We start from the raw sequence: 21,126 nt of genomic DNA on the forward strand, positions 1-21,126 counted from the left end.
GACATATGTCTGGGATCAAACTGACCGAGGTCAGCAAGTCGTTCGGAGCCTTCAAGGTCATCCACGGCGTCGATATCGAGATCGAGCAGGGCGAGTTCGCCGTCTTCGTCGGCCCGTCCGGCTGCGGAAAGTCGACGCTTCTCAGAATGATCGCCGGGCTCGAGGAAACGAGCGGCGGCCAGATCAGCATCGAGAACGAGGACGTCACGCATCGCGAGGCGTCGAAGCGCGGCGTGGCGATGGTCTTCCAGTCCTACGCGCTCTACCCGCATCTCTCGGTCTTCGAGAACATGGCCTTCAGCCTGTCGATCGCCAAGCGGCCGAAAGCGGAGATCCAGCAGAAGGTGAAGGCTGCGGCCGATATCCTGCGGTTGACCGACTATCTGCAGCACAAGCCAAGCCAGCTCTCCGGCGGCCAGCGCCAGCGCGTGGCGATCGGTCGGGCGATCGTGCGCGAGCCGCGCGTCTTCCTGTTCGACGAACCGCTCTCCAACCTGGATGCCGAACTGCGCGTCAAGATGCGCATGGAGATTGCCCGCCTGCACCGGCAGATCGGCGCCACCATGGTCTACGTCACCCATGACCAGGTCGAGGCGATGACGCTGGCCGACAAGATCGTCGTGCTGAAAGACGGCGTCGTCCAGCAGGTCGGCGCGCCGCTCGATCTCTACCGCGATCCGCAGAACATGTTCGTGGCCGGCTTCATCGGCTCGCCGGGCATGAATTTCCTGAAGGGCAAGGTTGTTGCGGCAGGGCAGGGCTCGGCCCGTGTCGAACTCGACGATGCACCTGGCCAGGCCTTCGATCTGCCGACGCGGGCGCCGGTCGAAGCCGGCGCGCCCGTCCATGTCGGCGTTCGCCCTGAACATATCGGCCTTGGCGCCGGAGAGGGTGGCGTGACGCTGCCCGTGACGGCTGAATTTACTGAGGAGCTCGGCGGCACGGGCTATCTGCATGTGCTGACGGCAACCGGTGCGGAAATGACGGTCGAGTGCCGCGAGAGTAGGCCTCAGCCGAAGGAGAAGATCAGCCTCTCGCTGAGAGTGCCTGAAATGCTGGCTTTCGATGCCGAAGGCAGAAGGCTCAGCTGACGGATGGCCGCCGAGGGGATCGGCGGCCGGAGCATGAATGCAGAAATGTGATCCGCAAACCTTGGAGGAGGCGCGCGGAAAGCGCCATCCCGCGACCCGGGGTGACCCGTAACCCATGTTTAAGAGGAGGAACAAACGTGAGAAAGCTAGTGAAACTCGCCGTTTCGGCGGCCATTGCATTGCTGCCCTCGGCGGCCGCATTCGCGCAGACAGATGTGACCTGGTGGGACTTCCTGAGCGGCGGCGACGGCGTTCGCATGAAGGCGCTGATCAAGGAATTCAACGACACGCACCCCGATATCAAGATCAACGCCACGACGCTGGAATGGGGCGTGCCCTTCTATACCAAGGTGCAGACGGCAGCTGCCGTCGGCCAGCAGCCCGATATCATGACCTATCACATGTCGCGCTATCCGCTGGCCGTTCCGACCGGCATCCTGCGCCCCTTCAGCGATGAGGAACTGGCATCCGCCGGCATCAAGAAGGAAAACTATGTCGATGCGGCCTGGAAGCAGGCGACCTTCGACAACAAGGTCTATGGCATCCCCTTCGACGTCCACTCGATCGTTCTTTACTACAACAAGAACATCCTGAAGGAAGCCGGTCTCCTCGGTGACGACGGCCTGCCGAAGGGTCTCGACGGCCTCGACAATTTCAATGCCGCGCTCGAGAAGATCAAGGCAACCGGCAAGGTCGAATATCCGCTGTCGCTGCATACCGATGAAGGCGGCTCGATGTGGCGCGTCTTCTATACGCTGATCGCCCAGCAGGGCGCCAAGTTCATGGACGGCGACCAGATCCTTCCAGGTGATGCCGGCGTCAAGGCGCTGCAGACCATGGCGAACTGGGTTTCGACCGGCTATTCGCCGAAGCTGATCTCCTATGAAGCCTCCATCGCGCTCTTCACCTCCGGCAAGGCTGCGATGCACGTCAACGGCGTCTGGGAAGTGCCGACTATGGCTGACCTCGCCAAGAAGGGCGAACTCGGCTTCGAATGGGGCGCGATCGAAATCCCGAACCTGATGGGCACGCAGGCCACCTGGGCTGACTCCCACTCCTTCGCCGTGCCGAACAGCGAGAGCAAGCCGATCTCCCCCGAGAAGCTGAAGGCCGTGCTGCAGATCATCGCCTGGATGAACGAGCACAGCATTTCCTGGGCCAGCGCCGGTCACATCCCCGCTTATAAGCCGGTGACCGACAGCCAGGAATTCAAGGGCATGCAGCCGAACGCCACCTATGCAAAGCTCGCTGATACCGCCGTCTTCGACCCGGTTTCCAAGCTCGCAGGCGTTGCCGGCCCGATCTACGAGGCAACCCAGAACTTCGTGGTTCCCGCCCTCAACGGCCAGCTCGATCCGGCAGACGCGATCGATCAGATGCGCGAAGAGCTGGAAAGCCAGAAGTAACGAGCGGCTGGCCGGGGGGGCTTCCCCGGCCAGCACTTCCGCCGTGGGAGATGATCTGTGGTCAATACCGAGAAGAGACGCAAGACGCTGACGGCGATCGCCATGATTGCGCCGTTCCTGATCGCCTATGCGACCGTCTTTGCCTATCCAGTCTACAAGATGTTTGAGCTGAGCTTCACCGATGCGCCGCTGGTCGGCGAGGGTCAGTGGGTGGGCTTCGACAATTACGTGAAGCTCTTCCACCAGAAGCTCTTCTATACGTCTGCCTGGAATACCGGCTATTTCGTCGTGCTGACTGTCATTCCGAACACGCTGATCGGGCTCGGCCTGGCGCTGATGGTCGTGCGTCTCAAGGGCTGGGTGCAGAGCCTGATGCTGGTGCTCTTCTTCATCCCCTATATCCTTCCCGTTTCCGTCGTCACGCAGATTTGGAAATGGGTTCTCGACCAGCAGTTCGGCGTCGCGCAGTTCGTCATCGAGGCCGCGACCGGTAAGCGCGTCAGCGTCTTTCGCGATCCGATCTGGGCCATGCCGATGGTGGCGCTGGTGACCGTCTGGTGGACCAACGGCTTCAACCTGCTGCTCTTCATCGCGGGGCTCCGCAACATTCCGAACGATTATTACGAGGCGGCGATGCTCGATGGGGCGACGCGCTGGCAGTGCTTCAAGCGCATCACCTGGCCGCTGATATGGCCGGTCACGGCGCTGGTGCTGACGCTGCAGCTGATTCTGCAGCTGAAGATCTTCGACCAGGTCTATCTCCTGACCGAGGGCGGGCCGTTCAATTCGACCTACGTGCTTCTGCAGCTCGTTTATCGCGAAGCCTTCCGCTCGAACCATGGCGGTACGGGCTCGGCCGTCGCTGTGATCCTGTTCATGATCATCGTCGTCGTATCGGTGCTGCAGTACCAGCTGCTGCGTGTAAGGGAGCGCTGAGATGCCCGGCAAGACAATCGGCAATGCGCTGCTTCTCGTCCTGACGCTCCTGATCGCCTGCATGTGGGCCTTCCCGATCTATTGGGCGGTCATCACCTCGATCAAGCCGGAACAGGAGGTCGTGGCAAAGACGACCTTCATCCCCGACGTCCTGAACTTCTCGGGCTATTATTACGCGTTGTTCGAGACCAAGCTCTCGACCTGGTACCTGAATTCGATCGTGACCTCGGTCACGGTGACCATCGTCGTCATCCTGATCAGCGTCATGTGCGCCTATGCGCTGTCGCAGATCGTCTTTCCCGGCCGCAAGCTGCTTTACGGCATCATCCTGGCGAGCTTCATGGTGCCCTCGCAGGCGCTGGTGATTTCGCAGTTCGTGCTGATGCACAAGCTGAACCTGATCAACACCTGGGGCGGCATCATCCTACCGCAGCTGATCGTCCCCGTCGTCGTCATCGTCTACAAGCAGTTCTTCGATTCCGTGCCGAAAGAGCTGCGCGAAGCCGCCAAGCTCGATGGCTGCGGCGAGTTCCAGATCCTCTTCAAGCTCTATCTGCCCCTGAACTGGGGGATCACGACGGCGCTGGCGATCATTACCTACATCATGGCGTGGAACGCCTTCCTCTGGCCGTTCCTCGTCACCAACTCCGACGACATGATGACGATCACGGTCGGCATCACGCAGACCCGTGATGCCTTCGGCGTCAAATATGCGCGCGACATGGCGGTCGCCATTCTCGCCGCGATGCCGGTGGCCGTTGCCTATCTGCTGTTCCAGAAGCGGGTGACGCAGGCGCTGATGCTGTCGTCCGGCATCAAGGGGTGACGTGCATGAGACTTTGCTTCCGGGCCGAGGTGAGAAGGCCCCTGCCGGTCCGCGAGAGTTCTCCCGAGGCGCGGACCGGCCCCTAGTAAAATTTGAGCAGCGACACAGTGCATGTGGCCATGATATCAGCTGAAACCAACAAGAAAGACTGGAGAACCAGTATTATAATATGGAGACGAAGCTTCTAACCGTCGATCCGATGAGGGACGCCGATGTCGTCCAGGCACTCGGTTCTCCGACGCGCATCGAAATCCTCAACCTGCTGCGCCAGAAGGGGCCGCTGAATGTCAACGACATCGCGGCACAGATGGGCCTGCCGCAATCGACGACGGCGACGAATTTGAAGTCGCTCGAGCAAGCGGGCCTGATCCAGACCCAGACGATGAAGGCGACGAAGGGCAACCAGAAGGTCTGCTCCAGCATCTATGACGAGATCCTGATCCGCTTCGACAGCAGCGGCACCAAGGCGAGCGAAGACGTCGTCACCGTCAGCATGCCGATCGGCCTCTTTACCGAGTTCGAGGTGGGGGCGCCCTGCGGCCTCTGTTCCGTCAACAATGTCATCGGTATGCTCGATGTGCAGGAGGTCTTCCTCGATCCGCAGCGCATGCAGGCGGCATTGCTGTGGTTCACCCGCGGCTATGTCGAATACAAGTTCCCGAACAATGCCAAGGTTTCCGGCAAGAAAATCCGCAAGGTCGAATTCTCCGCCGAGCTCAGCTCCGAGACGCCGGCGACCAATGCCAACTGGCCGTCCGACATCTCGATCTGGATCAACGGCATCAAGGCCGGACACTGGACCTCGCCCGGCGATTTCGGCGACCGCCGCGGCATGTATTCGCCTGCCTGGTGGAAGCTCTCGGGTTCGCAATACGGCAAGCTGAAGACCTGGACGATCGACGAAACCGGCACCTGGATCGACGGCGCCATGGTCTCCACCCAGACCATCGCCTCGCTCGGCATCGCCGACCACCACTCGATCCGCTTCCGTATCGGCATCGACGAGAAAGCAGACAATCCCGGCGGCATGAATATCTTCGGCAAGGGTTTCGGCGATTTCGACCAGGACCTGTTGATGTCGATCTATTTCTGAGCCTGGGCGTTCGCACATGCCGGCTCGGAGGCTGCCGCTAGGCCCGGCCTGGCGGAGCCGTGGCTCTTTCCTCGCCCATCCTCATTAAGGCTCTCGATCGAAGGGACGCGCGCCAGCGGACGTGCGCCCGCTTCGGTCGGCTGACGCGGTGATTTCCGGTTGTCCCGGCGGCCTTGAAAGTTCAACTTACATTCCGACTAGTATGTATTTACATTCCGACTGATATGTATTTATATCGCCTCATGACCGATCAGCCCCGCCAAGTCAGACGTACCCAGGCAGACCGCAGCGCGGAGACGCGGGTCCAGCTGATCCGCGCGGCAACGACGCTGCTGCACAAGATCGGCTTCTCGGGATTGACGACCGCCAACGTCGCCAAGGAGGCGGGGCTGACGACCGGTGCGCTGCACCACCATTTCCCGACCAAGTTCGAACTGCTGTTCACGGTCTATGATCACCTGGCCGAACGGGTACTCGACGACTTTACCAAGCAGAAGAACCTCGCAGCCCACGGGCGGCTGAATGTCGGCAAGCTGGTGCGCTATTTCTGGGGCGTCTACGGCGATCCGGAATATTGGGCGATCTGGGAGATCCTGATCGGCACGCGCGCCGAGGCCGAGGTACGGCCAAGCACCGTTTCGGACCGCATGGAAGCGATCCGCGAAGTCCGCTACCGCTGGCTCGAAGAGCATGTCGACATGGGCAAGAACAAGAGGGAGATCTTCGAACTCCTGGAGTTCACGCTCATCGCCATCCGCGGCCTCAGCCTGGAGCGGCTGTTCCACAAGGAGGAGGCCTATTTCGAACGCCACCTCCAGACACTGACCTCCGTCATCTCGGCCCGCTACGAGGCGCTGACAAGCGAGGCCGGGATCACCTCGATCAGACCGGCACCGCGCGAGAGGAACCGGTCGAAGACATGATGGGCTAACACCAGCATCCGGTCGCCCGCTTCGCAGAACAGGTCGGCCGGCAAGTCACGGCAACTGCGGAGTAGTGTTGAGCGATGAGTAAAATCAGCAGTAATTTCGATTCCGGGCGCATCAAGGTCATCGACGAAAGCGATTGGGCGGCGATGCGGCTGGCGATCCTTCCCGACCGCGAAGGATCCGACGAGTTCATGGGCTTCTATTTCGCCGCCACCGGCGCAAAGGGCAGGGACTGTCACTATACGCTGGAGGATGCCGGCAAGAGCCGTTGGTCGCGCGGCTTCAAGGACTACCGGATCGTCGCCTCCTATGACCGAAAGGACTGGTTCCGTATTCCCGCGACATTCGACGGCTCCTCATTGAAATGGAGCCACCGGCCGGAGCAGGACCGCGTCTCCTACGCCTATCATGCGCCCTATACCGAGACGGAACGCTTCTCGCTGATCGAACGCTGCGCGGCGAGCCCGCTGGCGCAGGTCGAAAGCGTCGGCAAGACGCTCGAGGGGCGCAGCATCGATCTCGTCACCGTTGGCAAGCCCGGCCCGGGCAAGAAATCCTGCTGGGTGCTGGCGCGCCAGCATCCCGGCGAGTCGATGACCGAGTTTGCCGCCGAGGCGCTTCTCGACCGGCTGATCGATGCCGCCGACCCCCTGTCGCAGTCGCTGCTTGAGCGCGCCGTCTTCTACGTGGTTCCGAACATGAACCCGGACGGCAGCATCAAGGGCTTCCATCGCTACAATGCCGGCTATGTCGATCTCAACCGTTCCTGGAGCACGACGACCGTCGAGGAAAGCCCGGAGACCTGGTTCGTGCGCGAGCGGATGCGCCAGACCGGCGTGCATTTCTGCTACGACATCCATGGCGATGAGAGCAATCATCATCCCTGGCCGGTACGGCCGGTTGGCGTGCCGTCCTGGTCGAACAAGCAGGCGACCCTCTTGAAGCGTTTCGAGGATGCCTTGCTCGTCGCCTCGCCGAACTACACGCCCGACCTGCCGAAGCCGAACTACGACCATGCGCCCGGCACTGATCCGCTCGCCATGGCGATCTCCTGGACAGCAGAAACCTTCGGCTGCGTCTCCTTCATCATCGAGCTGCCCTTCCTCGACGACATCTTCCATCCCGACGAGCGGAACGGCTGGTCGCCGCGGCGCTCACGGCTGTTCGGGGCGGCTTCTCTGGATGCGCTCGCGGCCGTCGTCGACGACCTCTGAGAGACTGCAGGCTCCGGGGGCGGAGCCTGTCCGGCAACAAGCATAAAGCGGGAAGCCGGCGTGACCAGGCAAAGCCGGGCCTGGATCATGCCGGAAGCAGGCAGTGGATAATAAAACCCAACTCACTGACGACTGGGAGACTTCGATGTTTCAGAAAATAGCCTTGGCCGCAGCGATTGTGCTCGCGCCGGCTTGGGCCACGAGTGCGAGCGCAAAAACCTTCGTCTACTGTTCGGAGGCCTCGCCCTCCGGCTTCGATCCGGCGCTGAGCACCAGCGGCACCACCTATGATGCCGTCGGGCAGACGATCTTTGACAGGCTCGTCGAGTTCAAGAAGGGAACGACCGAGGTCATTCCGGCGCTCGCAGAGAGCTATCAGGTGTCGGATGACGGGCTGCAATATACGTTCAAGCTGCGCCCGAACGTGAAATTCCAGACGACGGACTATTTCACGCCGACACGCGACATGAATGCCGACGACGTGATCTTCTCCTTCGTGCGCCAGTGGAAGGCCGACAATCCCTGGCATCAATATACCGGCGCCGCCACCTGGGAATATTTCGACGCGCTGGGGATGGGCGATCTGATCCAGTCGATCGACAAGGTCGACGACATGACGGTGCGCTTTGTCCTGAAGCGCAAGGAGGCGCCGTTCATCGCCAATATAGCCACGCCTTTCGCCTCGATCCTGTCGAAGGAATATGCCGACAAGCTGCAGGCTGATGGCAAGATGGCGCAGATGAACCAGCTGCCTGTCGGCACAGGTCCCTTCGGCCTCGTCAGCTATCAGCAGGATGCCGTCATCCGCTACAAGGCCAATGCCGGATATTGGGCGGGCAAGCCGAAGATCGACGATCTGGTCTTTGCCATCACGCCCGATGCCACGCAGCGCTACCAGCGGCTGACCGCAGGCGAATGCAATCTGATGTCCTATCCGAACTCGGTCGATGTCGCGGCGATGAAGGCCAATCCCGATCTCAAGGTCTCCGAGCTCGCCGGCTTGAATGTCTCCTTCCTCGCCTACAACACGATGCAGGCGCCGTTCGACAAGCCGGAGGTCCGCCGGGCGCTCAACATGGCGATCAACAAGCAGGCGATCGTCGATGCGGTGTTCCAGGGGGCGGCGACGGTCGCCAAGAACCCGATCCCGCCGGGCATGTGGTCCTATAACAACGCCATCAAGGACGATCCCTATGATCCCAAGGCGGCAAAGGCGGCGCTCGATGCCGCCGGCGTCAAGGATCTGTCGATGAAGATCTGGGCGATGCCGGTCTCGCGGCCCTACATGCTGAACGCGCGGCGCGCAGCCGAGCTGATGCAGTCGGACCTCGCTGCCATCGGCGTCAAGACGGAGATCGTCACCTACGAATGGGCCGAGTATCTTAAGCGGGTCAAGGCGAAGGATCGCGACGGCGCCGTCATCCTCGGCTGGACCGGCGACAATGGCGACCCGGACAATTTCTTGGGTGCGATGCTGAGCTGCGATGCCGTCGGCGGCAATAACTGGGCGCAGTGGTGCAACAAGGACTTCGATGCGCTGGTGATCAAGGCGAAGGAAACCACCGACACCGCCGCCCGCACCAAGCTCTATGAGGAGGCGCAAGCCCTCTTCAAGCGCGAAGCGCCCTGGGACACGCTGGACCATTCGCTCGCGGTCGTGCCGATGCGCAAGAATGTGGTCGGTTTCGTCCAGAGTCCGCTCGGCGCCTTCCAGTTCGATACGGTCGATCTCTCCGATTAAAGCCATCGGCCCGGCAACCGGACACCGGGCCGGTCGTCTTCCAGGATGCTTCGCTCCGCCCGGGCATCCTGGAAGACATTTCACGGTGGCTGTTCGGATCAAGGTGGCTGTTCAGCGCGCTGCGAAACATCTATGGGAGGAGAAAAACGGGAGGATGAGATTTGACCGACAAGAGCGCCGAACTCGCCGGCACGCTGGTTGCCGAGCATCGCAGCGGCACGAATTTTCACCGGCTTGAGGGCATCAACGACCTCGCCGACGCCTATAATGTGCAGGAAAAGTATATCGCCGCGATCCGCGACGGCGACGAGACCGCCGGCTACAAGATCGGCCTCACCTCGAAGCGCATGCAGGACATGTGCGGTATCGACCAGCCGATCCACGGCACGATCTTCAAGCGCCGCGTCGCCTTCACCGGCGCGCATCTGGCGCATGCCGACTATCACCGTCTCGGCCTCGAATTCGAGATCTGCGTCCGCCTCGGCCAGGATCTCTTGCCGTCAGAGGTGCCGTTCACGCCGGAAGCGGCGGGGGCAGCCGTCGATGCGGTCGCGGCAGCGATCGAGATCGTCGACGACCGGCATGCCGATTACAGCGTTCTCCATTGCGGCACGCTGATCGCCGACAATTCCTGGAATGCCGGCGTCGTGCTCGGCGCCTTCACGCCGCCGCCGGCGAAGATGGAGGAGGCGACGGGTGTTGCCTATCTCGACGGTAGCGAATTTGCCCGCGGGCTGGGCGCCGATGTTCTCGGTCATCCCTACGTGCCGCTTGCCTGGCTTGCGAACCATCTGGCGGCATCCGGGCGGATGCTGCGCAAGGGCGATATCGTCATGACGGGCAGCATCGTCACCACGCGCTTCCCGACAGGGCCTTTCACCTACCGCTTCGATGTCTCCGGCATCGGCAGTGTCGAGGTCAGCGGTTCCTGATTTTTGAGACGAAGAACGATTTGAAGAAGAGGCTGCCATGGATCTTGGCTTGAACGGTAAAACGGCGCTCGTGATGGGCGCTTCGAAAGGGCTTGGCTTTGCGATCGCCAAGGAGCTTGCGGCGGAAGGCGTCAAGGTCGCGATCTGCGCCCGTGACGAAGAGCGTCTGAAGGATGCCGCCGGGCGGCTCGGAGCGACGCCGTTCGTGGCCGATCTGCGCCAGCCCTCGGCCGGACGCACTGTCGTCGATCAGGCGGTGGCGGCGCTCGGCAAGGTCGATATTCTCGTCGTTAACACCGGCGGTCCGCCGACCATGCCCTTCGAGAACATCGCCAGCGACGACTGGCGCAATGCCTTCGAGGGCCTGTTCGTCAGCGCCACCGACGCGATCGGCGCGGCACTGCCGGGCATGCGCGAGCGCAACTGGGGCCGCGTCCTGCTGGTCACCTCGATCGCCGCCAAGGAGCCGATCAACAATTTCACGATCTCCAACGCCTTGCGCGCCGGGCTTCACGGCCTGACCAAGACGCTGAGCCGCGAATTCGCCGCAAACGGCATCACCGTCAACGCGCTGATGCCCGGCTACACGATGACCGAGCGGCTGGCCGAAGCCAAGCTCGACCTCGACAAGGTCAGCAAGATGATCCCGATGGGCCGCATCGGCCGACCAGAGGAATTCGCGGCACTCGCGACCTTCCTCGCCTCAGACAAGGCCGGCTACATCACCGGTCAGGCCGTTGCCTGCGACGGCGGCGCGCTCTGGTCAATCTGATGATCGGGCGAGGGGCGGCCGTGGCCGTCCCGACGCCTACCGGCTGCGGCCGATGCTGGCATACATGCCGGTGGTGCGGAATTCGGTCGGCGTGATGCCGTAGACGCGGCGGAAGACTTTTGCGAAATAGTTGGCGTCCTCGAAGCCGCACATGATCGACACTTCCTTGACCGGCAGGAAATCCGCCTTGGTCAGCAGCTTGGCTGCGCGCTGCAGGCGCTGCTGCAGCACGTATTCGGCGGGCGGCACACCTTCGCTGTCGGCGAAGCTGCGGGAGAAGTGGGCGCGGCTCAAGCCGACGATAGCAGCAAGCTCGCTGACCGGGAGCGGTTTTTCCAGATTGGTGTTGATGTGGTCGATGACCGGCTGCATCAGGCTCTGCTCGGCCATGAATGACGGTGAGCCGAAGACGTCGTCATAGAGCGCCATCGCCGCCTCGTAGGCGATCGCCGAGGCCGAGCCCGGGGTCGTGGCGCCCTTGACGAGACGCAGGCTGCAATCGGCGAGGTGATCGATGGTTGATTGCTGCAGTTTGAGGACCGGGCCGGACAGCGCCATCACCATCTTGTGGATGCGCAGCGTCTCGTCGCCGTTCATCGAGATCCAGAAATACTCCCAGCGCTCGCCCTTTTCGAGCCAGTAGCGGTGATTGTGCGGCACCAGCACCATCATCGTGTCGCCGCCCTGGAGCTTGTAATTGCGGTTCTGGTAGCGCAGGTGGCCGCTGCCGCTGATTGTGTGCTGCAGCACCGTGAACGGCGTCTGGCCGCGCTTGCGGCCGTCCCAATCGTAGGTCTCGTTCTCGCGCACTTCATAGCCGGCGCTGGTCGGCATGGCGTGCAGGCGCTGGCGTCCGCGGGGCAGCGAAACGGTCCTCATGGCCTGTCCGTTGGCGATCAAATCCTGCAGCACAAAATTACCCTCGAAAGCATAATCCTTCTCTGGCCGCCTCATCGAATATACGCATAATCCCCTCGCATAAGAGGAAGAGATCGCGGCTGGGCGAACGGCCGGGAGGAATACAGGTTTCATTTCCAGTGATTTTCGATCGCCTGCGCCAGCAGGCGGCCTGGTACCCTTTTGTCTTCTTTCTACGTAACATTCGATCGGACCGAGGTGAAGGACATGAGTTTCAAAATCGCTATCATCGGGGCAGGCAGCGTCGGCTTCACCAAGAAGCTGTTCACGGACATCCTGTGCGTTCCGGAATTCAAGGACATCGAATTCGCGCTGACCGATCTCAGCGAGCATAACCTGCAGATGATCAAGGCGATCCTCGACAAGATCGTCGAATCCAACAAGCTGCCAACCAGGGTGACGGCGACGACCAACCGCCGCGAGGCGATTGCGGGTGCGCGCTACATCATCAGCTGCGTGCGCGTCGGCGGCCTCGAAGCCTATGCCGACGATATCAGGATCCCGCTGAAATACGGTATCGACCAGTGCGTCGGCGATACGATCTGCGCCGGCGGCATTCTCTACGGCCAGCGCAACATCCCGGTCATTCTCGACTTCTGCAAGGATATCCGCGAGCTCGCCGAACCCGGCGCAAAATTCCTCAATTACGCCAACCCGATGGCGATGAACACCTGGGCTGCGATCGAATACGGCAAGGTCGATACCGTCGGCCTCTGCCACGGCGTCCAGCATGGGGCCGAACAGATTGCCGAAGTGCTCGGCGCCAAGTCGCAGAGCGAGCTCGACTACATCTGCTCGGGCATCAATCACCAGACCTGGTTCATCGATCTGAAGCTCAACGGACGCAAGATCGGCAAGGACGAGCTGGTTGCCGCCTTCGAGGCGCATCCCGTCTTCTCGCAGCAGGAAAAGCTGCGCATCGACGTCCTGAAGCGCTTCGGCGTCTATTCGACGGAGAGCAACGGTCACCTCTCGGAATACCTGCCCTGGTACCGCAAGCGTCCTGACGAAATCACCAAATGGATCGACATGTCGGACTGGATACACGGCGAGACCGGCGGCTATCTGCGTCACTCGACGGAGACCCGCAACTGGTTCGAAACCGAGTTCCCGCAATTCCTCGCATCGGCTGAAAAGCCGATCGATCCGGCCAAGCGCTCCAACGAGCATGCGAGCCATATTCTGGAAGCGCTGGAAACCGGCCGGGTCTATCGCGGTCACTTCAACGTCAAGAACAACGGCGTGATCACCAACCTGCCGTCGGACGCGATCATCGAGTCGCCCGGCTTCGTCGATCGCTTCGGCATCAACATGGTCTCCGGCATCACCATTCCGGAAGCCTGCGCCGCAACCTGCATGGCGTCGATCAACGTCCAGCGCATGTCGGTTCACGCGGCGATCTCCGGTGACATCGATCTGCTGAAGCTCGCCGTGCTGCACGACCCGCTGGTCGGTGCGGTCTCGACGCCGGAGGAAGTCTGGCAGATGGTGGATGAAATGGTCGTCGCCCAGGCGCGTTGGTTGCCGCAATATGCCGACGCCGTACCGGCGGCCAAGGAGCGTCTGGCGAATTCCAAGGTCAAGACGAAGGAATGGGCCGGTGCTGCCCGCCGCAACGTCCGTTCGATCGAAGAGCTTCGCGCCGAAAAGGCAGCACTGAAGCAGGCGGTCTGATTTTCCGATGAGGCAAGCCGCGGCGGTTCTTCGGGAGGAAGGCCGCCGCGCCAAGGCTTGCTTCATCATTCTTTGAGGAGAAGCGGAGACGCGTGCAAGCGCTCCGGAACAAGAGGGAGAGACGATGACGAATTTCCGCAAGATCGGCATCCTGGCAGGGCTGGCGCTCGGTGTTTCAGTTGCTGCCTTGAATGCCTACGCTTCCGAGCCGACAACGCCGCCTGCGCCACCGCAGTTTCCGGCGGAAGGCAAGATCAAATATGTGTCCCGCGACTCCATTGAGGAGTTCAAGGCGCTTCCTTCGTATAACGAGCCCGATTGGGTGAAGAAGAATTTCGTTGACACCGGCAAGCTGCCGCCGGTCAAGGATCGCCTTCCCAAGGAGCCGCTGGTTTTCAAGACCGGCAACATGCCTGACGGTATCGGCGTCTATGGCGACACGATGCGCCATGTTATCGGCGGCCGTCCGGAAGGCTGGAACTATGGCGCCGGCCAGACGCAGGGCTGGGGCGGCATCGATATCGGCCTCTCCGAATGCCTGACGCGCACCGCGCCGCTCTTCCAGGTCGAAGCCAAGGACACCGAGCCGCTTCCGAACCTAGCCAAGGGTTGGGAATGGTCTGCCGACGGTCACAAGCTGACCATGCATCTGATCGAAGGTGCGAAATGGTCGGACGGCGCGCCGTTCAACGCCGACGACATCATGTTCTACTGGGAAGACGAGGTCATCGACCCGAACGTTTCGCCGCTTGGCGGCGGCGCATCGCCTGAGGCCTTCGGCGAGGGAACGACGCTCAAGAAGATCGATGACTACACGGTCGAGTGGACCTTCAAGGATGCCTTCCCGAAGCAGTATCTCTATACGATGGCCTACCCGAACTTCTGCCCGGGTCCGTCGCATATCCTGAAGCCGCAGCATCCGAAATATTCGAAGAACACCTACGACCAGTTCAAGAACGCCTTCCCGCCGGAATTCATGAACATGCCGGTCATGGGCGCCTGGGTGCCGGTCGAATACCGTCCTGACGATATCATCGTCATGCGCCGCAACCCCTACTACTGGAAGGTCGACGAGAAGGGCAACCAGCTGCCTTACCTCAACGAGCTGCACTACAAGCTCTCGACCTGGGCAGACCGCGACGTTCAGGCGGTTGCCGGCTCCGGTGACTTCTCGAACCTCGAGCAGCCGGAAAACTTCGTGGCGTCGCTGAAGCGCGCTGCCGAGAAGACCGCTCCGGCGCGTCTCGCCTTCGGCCCGCGCCTGATCGGCTACAACATGCGCATGAACCTCTCCGCCAATGGCTGGGGTGACCCGGACGAGCGCGGCGAGGCGATCCGCAATCTCAACCGCAACGAGGACTTCCGCAAGGCCGTCACCATGGCGGTCGACCGCAAGGCGATCGGCGACTCCCTCGTCAAGGGTCCGTTCACGGCGATCTATCCGGGTGGCCTGTCTTCGGGCACGAGCTTCTACGATCGCAACTCGACGGTCTACTATCCCTTTGATCTGGCAGGCGCCAAGGCGCTGCTTGCCAAGGTCGGCCTCAAGGATACCGATGGTGATGGCTTCGTGAACTTCCCGGCCGGGACTGCCGGTGGCAAGGACGTCGAGGTCGTGCTGCTGGTCAACAACGGCTATGCCACCGACAAGAGCCTTGCAGAAGGCGTCGTCGGCCAGATGGAAAAGCTCGGCATCAAGGTCATCATCAATGCGCTCGATGGTCCCAAGCGCGATAATGCCCACTATGCCGGCCAGTTCGACTGGCTGATCCAGCGCAACGCGACGGAACTCGCATCCGTGGTGCAGAATACCGAACAGCTCGCAGCCGTCGGTCCGCGCACCAGCTGGCATCACCGCGCCGGCAAGGATGACCAGCTCGATCTCCTGCCCTACGAAAAGGAGCTTGCCGACATCGTCAACAAGTTCCGTACCACGCAGGACAATGACGAGCGCGTCAACCTGATGAAGCAGTATCAGAAGACCGCGACCGAGCATGTCGATACCGTCGGCCTCACGGAATATCCGGGTGCGCTGATCGTCAACAAGCGCTTCTCGAACGTCCCGCAGGGTACGCCGATCTTCATGTTCAACTGGGCTGAAGATTCCGTCATCCGCGAGCGTCTGTGGGTCGCTGCCGACAAGCAGGGCAAGTACGAGCTGTTCCCCGAACAGCTGCCCGGCAAGCCCGGAGACAAGGGTCCGATCAACTAAGAGCTCCCTCCCAACCGAATGAGCTTCCGGCCGCGCGTGCTGCGCGCGGCCGGGCATAATCAACAAGCCGGCCGCGCTAGACGAGCGACTGGCGGCAAGGAGAAGCGAACCGTCCGATGCTACGATTCCTGCTCATGCGCATCGCCTCGGCGATCCCCGTCCTCTTCATTCTGAGCGTGGTGACTTTCGCGATCATCCAGGCGCCACCCGGCGACTATGCCGATTACATCCGCTCGCAGCTGATCAATCAGAGTGGCGCGTCCTTTGCGCAGGCCGAGGAACAGGCGCAGGCCTACCGCGTCGAGCATGGCCTCGATAAGCCGATGGTCGTCCAGTATTTCAACTGGATGAAGGGCATCATCACCGAAGGCGATTTCGGCTACAGCATGTTCTACAACAAGCCGGTTGCCGATGTCGTCGGCGAGCGCCTGCCGCGCACGCTGGCCCTGGCGCTGGTCTGCCACATCTTTGCATCGATCCTCGGCATAACCTTCGGTATCTGGGCGGCAACGCGCCAGTACACCTGGATCGACAGCCTGCTGTCGGGCATCTCGTTCCTCGGCATGACCGTGCCGCGCTTCCTGATGGCGCTGATCATCGTCTATCTGCTGGTCTTCCAGTTCAATGTCAGCGAAATCGGCAGCTTCTTCTCGCCGCAATATGGCGGAGCGCCGTGGTCCTGGGCGAAATTCGTCGATCTCGTCAGCCATGTCTGGCCGGTGGTCGCGATCGCCACCTTCGGGGGGCTCGCCTACAACATGCGCGTCATGCGCGGCAATCTGCTCGATACGCTGAATGCGCAATATGTCGAGACGGCCCGCGCCAAGGGTCTCTCGGGCAGTGCCGTCGTGATGCGCCATGCGGTTCCGAACGCGCTCCATCCGCTCGTCATGTATCAGGGCGTCGTCCTGCCCTACATGCTGACCGGCGAAATCGAGACAGCGATCATTTTCGCCCTGCCGACCGTTGGCCCGGCCATCGTGGGATCGATGGCGATCGGCGACGTCTATGTGACTGCTACCTTCATGCTGGTGCTCTCGGCCACGCTGATCGTCGGCAATATCATCGCCGACATGCTGCTTGCCATGCTCGACCCGCGCGTCCGCCAATATGGAGGTGCCTGAGATGCTGGCATTCGATTCTTCTCCGCCGCCTCCGCACGAGGAAAACGTCAAGGCGGTCGCTCATGGCAACGAGAGCTATCTCGCTCTCGTCTGGCGCCGCCTGCGACGCTCCTGGACCGGCATGATGGGGCTGATCCTCGTCGGGCTGCTGCTGATCATGGCGATCTTCGCCGATTTCTTTGCGCCGCTCGATCCGAAGGCGACCGATGTCGGCTTTGCGCCGCCGCAGGTCATGAGCATCCATGATAAGGACGGCAATCTCGTCTGGCCGCGCGTCTATGCGCTCGCCGATTCCGAGGAGCTCGACCCCGTCACCTTCCAGCCGATCGTCGGGCCAGACTATGACAATCCGCGCGTGCTCGGCTTCTTCGTCAAGGGTGCGGAATACAGGCTGCTCGGCCTCATCCCCGCCGACCGCCACTTCTTCGGCTCGGTCGATGGCCAGCCGGTGCATTTCCTCGGCACCGACAAGTTCGGCCGTGACGTTCTCTCCCGTGCCATCGTCGGCTCGCGCATCTCGCTGATGATCGCGCTCACCGTCGTCTTCATCGTCACCATCGTCGGCACGACCGTCGGCATGGTCTCCGGCTATTTCGGTGGTTCGTTCGACGTCTGGGTGCAGCGTTTCGTCGAGCTGGTGCTCGCCTTCCCGCAGCTGCCGCTCTATCTGGCGCTGACCTCGCTGATCCCGATCACCGCGCCGACCAATATCTTCCTCGCCTTCGTGATCTTTGTCATGTCGGCGCTCGGCTGGGCGCAGATGTCACGCGAGGTGCGCGGCAAGACGCTGGCGCTGGCGCGCATCGACTATGTGCGCGCCGCAATGGCAGTCGGGGCGACTGACCGGCGCATCATCTTCCAGCACATCCTGCCGAATGTGATGAGCCATGTGATCGTGGCGGTGACGCTGCATATCCCGAGTGTCGTGCTGCTCGAATCCTTCCTTGGCTTCCTCGGCTTCGCCGTGAAACCGCCGCTGATTTCCTGGGGCCTGATGCTGCAGGATACGGCGAACTATTCCGTCATCGGGACCTATCCGTGGATTCTCGCCCCCGTCGGCTTCGTGCTTGTCACCGTCTTCGCCTTCAATGCGCTGGGCGACGGTCTGCGCGATGCGGTCGATCCTTACTGAGGTGATGAAGATGGCTCTTGCTCTTGTCAGTTCCTTTGCTCCGCCCGTCCGTCATGATCATGACGGCCGCAAGGAAAGCCCGATCATCGACGCCCGCAATATCGGCGTGAATTTCAAGGTCGAGCACGGTCTCGTCGAAGCGGTGAAGGATATCTCCTTCCAGCTCTATCGCGGCGAGACGATCGCCATCGTCGGCGAATCCGGCTCCGGCAAGTCGGTGACGGCGCGTACCGTCATGGGGCTCTTGTCGAAGCGTGCCGTGACCTCGCCGAAATCGACCGTCGAGTACGAAGGAAAGAATATCCTGAAATTCTCCGAGCCGGCGCGCCGCAAGCTGCGCGGCAACCGGATCTCGATGATCTTCCAGGAGCCGATGAGCTCGCTGAACCCGATCTACACGATCGGCAGCCAGATCGTCGAGGCGATCCGCGTCCACAACAAGGTCGGCCGCAAGCAGGCCGAGGCGAGGGCGCTCGAACTCCTGAAGCAGGTGCAGATCCCGGATCCGGAAGCGCGGCTGAAGCAGTATCCGCACCAGCTCTCCGGCGGCCAGCGCCAGCGCGTGATGATTGCCATGGCGCTGTCGAACAACCCCGATGTGCTGATCGCCGACGAGCCGACGACGGCGCTCGACGTCACCGTTCAGGCGCAGATCCTCAACCTCATCCGCAACCTGCAGAAGGAATTGCGGATGGCGGTGATCCTGATCACCCACGACCTGACGGTCGTTCGCCAGTTTTCCGACTACGTCTATGTGATGCAGCACGGCGAAATGCGCGAGCACAATACGACCGAGCAGCTCTTCGCCAATCCGCAGCATCCCTATACCAAGCATCTTCTGGCCTCGGAGCCGCGCGGTCAGGCCAATCCGCTGCCCGAGGGATCGGATATCATTCTCGATGCGCGCGGCGTGCGCGTCTCCTTCATGATGCGCCATGGCGGCTTCTTCAAGCCGGAGCTCAAGGAACTGGTCGCCGTCGACAGTCTCAACCTGACTCTGCGCCGGCACGAGACGCTGGGCCTCGTCGGCGAGTCCGGCTCGGGCAAGACGACCTTCGGCCAGGCGCTGGTGCGCCTCAACGATCCCGATACCGGCGAGATCTTCTTCGACCGGCAGCCGATCCACGGGAAATCCCGCGCTGAAATGCGGCCGCTGCGCGCGCGTATGCAGATCGTCTTCCAGGATCCGTTCTCGTCGCTCAACCCGCGCATGACGATCGGCCAGATCATCGAGGAGGGGCTCGTCGTCAACCGGCTCGGCGCCACCAAGGCGGAACGTCTCGACCGTGTGCGCGACGCGCTTTCGGCGGCCGGCATGCCGGGTAATATCCTGTCGCGCTTCCCGCACGAGTTTTCGGGCGGCCAGCGTCAGCGTATTGCGATCGCCCGCGCCATTGCCCTCGAGCCGGAGTTCATCCTGCTCGACGAGCCGACCTCGGCGCTCGATCTTTCCGTCCAGGCGCAGATCATCGAGCTGCTGCGCAAGCTGCAGGACGAGCGCGGCCTCAGCTACCTGTTCATTTCGCATGACCTGAAGGTCGTACGCGCCCTCTGCCACCGCGTGATCGTCATGCAACATGGCAAGATCATGGAAGAGGGTCCCGTCAACGAAGTTCTCACCAATCCCAAGACCGCCTACACCGAACGGCTCGTCAAAGCCGCTTTCGAGGTAGCCTGATTTGCATCTGCCGGAGGTTTATATGGCAAATCCCAGAATTACGTTCATCGGAGCTGGCTCCACCGTTTTCATGAAGAACATCGTCGGCGACATCCTGCAGCGCCCGGCGCTGTCGGGCGCCACGATCGCGCTGATGGACATCAATCCGCAGCGCCTCGAAGAAAGCGCCATCGTCGTCAACAAGTTGATCTCGACGCTGGGTGTCAGCGCCAAGGCCGAGACCTATTCGGATCAGCGCAAGGCGCTGGCCGGCGCCAATTTCGTCGTCGTCGCCTTCCAGATCGGCGGCTACGAGCCCTGCACGGTAACGGATTTCGAAGTGCCGAAGAAATACGGCCTGCGCCAGACGATCGCCGATACGCTCGGCGTCGGCGGCATCATGCGTGGCCTGCGCACCGTGCCGCATCTCTGGAAGATCTGCGAGGACATGCTCGCCGTCTGCCCCGAGGCGATCATGCTGCAGTACGTCAACCCGATGGCGATCAATACCTGGGCGATTTCGGAGAAGTATCCCACGATCAAGCAGGTCGGCCTCTGCCACTCCGTGCAGGGTACGGCGATGGAGCTCGCCCATGACCTCGATATCCCCTACGAGGAAATCCGCTACCGCTCGGCCGGCATCAACCACATGGCCTTCTACCTGAAATTCGAGCATCGCCAGCCCGATGGCTCCTACCGGGATCTCTACCCGGATCTGGTGCGCGGCTACCGCGAGGGCCGGGCGCCGAAGCCTGGCTGGAACCCGCGCTGCCCGAACAAGGTACGCTATGAAATGCTGACCCGTCTCGGCTATTTCGTCACCGAAAGCTCGGAGCATTTTGCCGAATACACGCCGTACTTCATCAAGGAAGGCCGCGAGGACCTGATCGAGAAGTTCGGCATCCCGCTCGACGAATATCCGAAGCGCTGCATCGAGCAGATCGAACGCTGGAAGGGCCAGGCCGAGACCTACCGCTCTGCCAACACGATCGAGGTCAAGCAGTCGAAGGAATATGCCTCCTCGATCATCAACTCGGTCTGGACGGGCGAGCCCTCGGTCATCTACGGCAATGTCCGCAACAATGGCTGCATCACTTCGCTGCCGGAAAATTGCGCGGCCGAAGTGCCCTGCCTCGTCGATGCCTCCGGCATCCAGCCGACCTATATCGGCGCCCTGCCGCCGCAGCTGACGGCGCTGATGCGCACCAATATCAACGTCCAGGAACTGACGGTTCAGGCGCTGATGACGGAAAATCGCGAGCATATCTACCATGCGGCGATGATGGACCCGCATACAGCGGCTGAACTCGATCTCGACCAGATCTGGTCGCTGGTCGACGATCTCCTCGTTGCCCATGGCGAATGGCTGCCGGAATGGGCACGCGGCGGCCGCAAGGTCCGCGCCGCCTGATCGAAGGACCGGCGCTGGCGGATGTCAGCGCCGGTCCTGCTCTTGACGGGAGGCGTCA

Annotated in this window: 17 protein-coding genes; 16 read left to right on the forward strand and 1 reads right to left on the reverse strand. The window is 61.7% G+C overall.

What is annotated here, in order from left to right:
• Positions 1-5: 5 nt before the first annotated feature.
• The 10 genes from ABIE40_RS22490 to ABIE40_RS22535 all read left to right on the forward strand — a co-directional run bounded on the left by ABIE40_RS22490 (position 6) and on the right by ABIE40_RS22535 (position 10,940).
• Positions 6-1,091: an ABC transporter ATP-binding protein gene (locus tag ABIE40_RS22490; protein WP_199625824.1), complete on the forward strand. Its 1,086-nt coding sequence runs from the start codon at positions 6-8 to the stop codon at positions 1,089-1,091.
• A 137-nt stretch (positions 1,092-1,228) separates the two neighbouring features.
• Entirely contained in the window at positions 1,229-2,497 is a 1,269-nt protein-coding gene (locus ABIE40_RS22495) for an ABC transporter substrate-binding protein (protein ID WP_112718632.1), read from the forward strand.
• A gap of 102 nt (positions 2,498-2,599) precedes the next feature.
• Positions 2,600-3,433 (forward strand): carbohydrate ABC transporter permease, encoded by an 834-nt coding sequence (locus ABIE40_RS22500; RefSeq protein WP_199625912.1) that lies wholly within the window; start codon positions 2,600-2,602, stop codon positions 3,431-3,433.
• A 1-nt stretch (position 3,434) separates the two neighbouring features.
• The gene (locus ABIE40_RS22505) at positions 3,435-4,259 is read left to right on the forward strand and encodes a carbohydrate ABC transporter permease (RefSeq protein WP_112718630.1); all 825 of its coding nucleotides are present in this window, start codon (positions 3,435-3,437) and stop codon (positions 4,257-4,259) included.
• Positions 4,260-4,428: 169 nt separating this feature from the next.
• The gene (locus ABIE40_RS22510; protein ID WP_130280809.1) at positions 4,429-5,352 is read left to right on the forward strand and encodes an ArsR/SmtB family transcription factor; all 924 of its coding nucleotides are present in this window, start codon (positions 4,429-4,431) and stop codon (positions 5,350-5,352) included.
• A 242-nt stretch (positions 5,353-5,594) separates the two neighbouring features.
• Positions 5,595-6,275: a TetR/AcrR family transcriptional regulator gene (locus tag ABIE40_RS22515; RefSeq protein WP_162708730.1), complete on the forward strand. Its 681-nt coding sequence runs from the start codon at positions 5,595-5,597 to the stop codon at positions 6,273-6,275.
• 83 nt (positions 6,276-6,358) lie between these two features.
• Entirely contained in the window at positions 6,359-7,495 is a 1,137-nt protein-coding gene (locus ABIE40_RS22520) for a M14 family metallopeptidase (RefSeq protein WP_199625825.1), read from the forward strand.
• A gap of 145 nt (positions 7,496-7,640) precedes the next feature.
• A complete protein-coding gene (locus tag ABIE40_RS22525; RefSeq protein WP_130280815.1) occupies positions 7,641-9,236 on the forward strand; it encodes an ABC transporter substrate-binding protein in 1,596 nt (531 codons plus the stop codon).
• Between the two features lie 161 nt (positions 9,237-9,397).
• Positions 9,398-10,168 (forward strand): 2-keto-4-pentenoate hydratase, encoded by a 771-nt coding sequence (locus ABIE40_RS22530; RefSeq protein WP_199625826.1) that lies wholly within the window; start codon positions 9,398-9,400, stop codon positions 10,166-10,168.
• A 37-nt stretch (positions 10,169-10,205) separates the two neighbouring features.
• A complete protein-coding gene (locus ABIE40_RS22535; protein WP_112718618.1) occupies positions 10,206-10,940 on the forward strand; it encodes an SDR family oxidoreductase in 735 nt (244 codons plus the stop codon).
• A 36-nt stretch (positions 10,941-10,976) separates the two neighbouring features.
• On the opposite strand, the gene ABIE40_RS22540 is transcribed toward ABIE40_RS22535, so the two are convergent.
• The gene (locus ABIE40_RS22540; protein ID WP_199625827.1) at positions 10,977-11,852 is read right to left on the reverse strand and encodes an AraC family transcriptional regulator; all 876 of its coding nucleotides are present in this window, start codon (positions 11,850-11,852) and stop codon (positions 10,977-10,979) included.
• A 213-nt stretch (positions 11,853-12,065) separates the two neighbouring features.
• On the opposite strand from ABIE40_RS22540, the gene ABIE40_RS22545 reads away from it, so the two are divergent.
• From ABIE40_RS22545 to ABIE40_RS22570, 6 genes are all read left to right on the forward strand, one after another.
• Complete coding sequence (locus ABIE40_RS22545; protein WP_199625828.1) at positions 12,066-13,532, forward strand: alpha-glucosidase/alpha-galactosidase; 1,467 nt, start codon at positions 12,066-12,068, stop codon at positions 13,530-13,532.
• A 124-nt stretch (positions 13,533-13,656) separates the two neighbouring features.
• Positions 13,657-15,744 (forward strand): ABC transporter substrate-binding protein, encoded by a 2,088-nt coding sequence (locus ABIE40_RS22550; RefSeq protein ID WP_199625829.1) that lies wholly within the window; start codon positions 13,657-13,659, stop codon positions 15,742-15,744.
• A gap of 116 nt (positions 15,745-15,860) precedes the next feature.
• A complete protein-coding gene (locus ABIE40_RS22555; RefSeq protein WP_112718612.1) occupies positions 15,861-16,868 on the forward strand; it encodes an ABC transporter permease in 1,008 nt (335 codons plus the stop codon).
• A 1-nt stretch (position 16,869) separates the two neighbouring features.
• Positions 16,870-18,000 (forward strand): ABC transporter permease, encoded by a 1,131-nt coding sequence (locus ABIE40_RS22560; RefSeq protein ID WP_199625830.1) that lies wholly within the window; start codon positions 16,870-16,872, stop codon positions 17,998-18,000.
• A gap of 10 nt (positions 18,001-18,010) precedes the next feature.
• Positions 18,011-19,678, forward strand: a complete 1,668-nt coding sequence (locus ABIE40_RS22565) for an ABC transporter ATP-binding protein (protein ID WP_199625831.1) — start codon at positions 18,011-18,013, stop codon at positions 19,676-19,678.
• A gap of 22 nt (positions 19,679-19,700) precedes the next feature.
• Positions 19,701-21,068: an alpha-glucosidase/alpha-galactosidase gene (locus tag ABIE40_RS22570; RefSeq protein WP_199625832.1), complete on the forward strand. Its 1,368-nt coding sequence runs from the start codon at positions 19,701-19,703 to the stop codon at positions 21,066-21,068.
• Positions 21,069-21,126: the final 58 nt, after the last annotated feature.

The organism is Rhizobium sp. OAE497, from assembly GCF_040546565.1.
GTDB lineage: Bacteria > Pseudomonadota > Alphaproteobacteria > Rhizobiales > Rhizobiaceae > Rhizobium.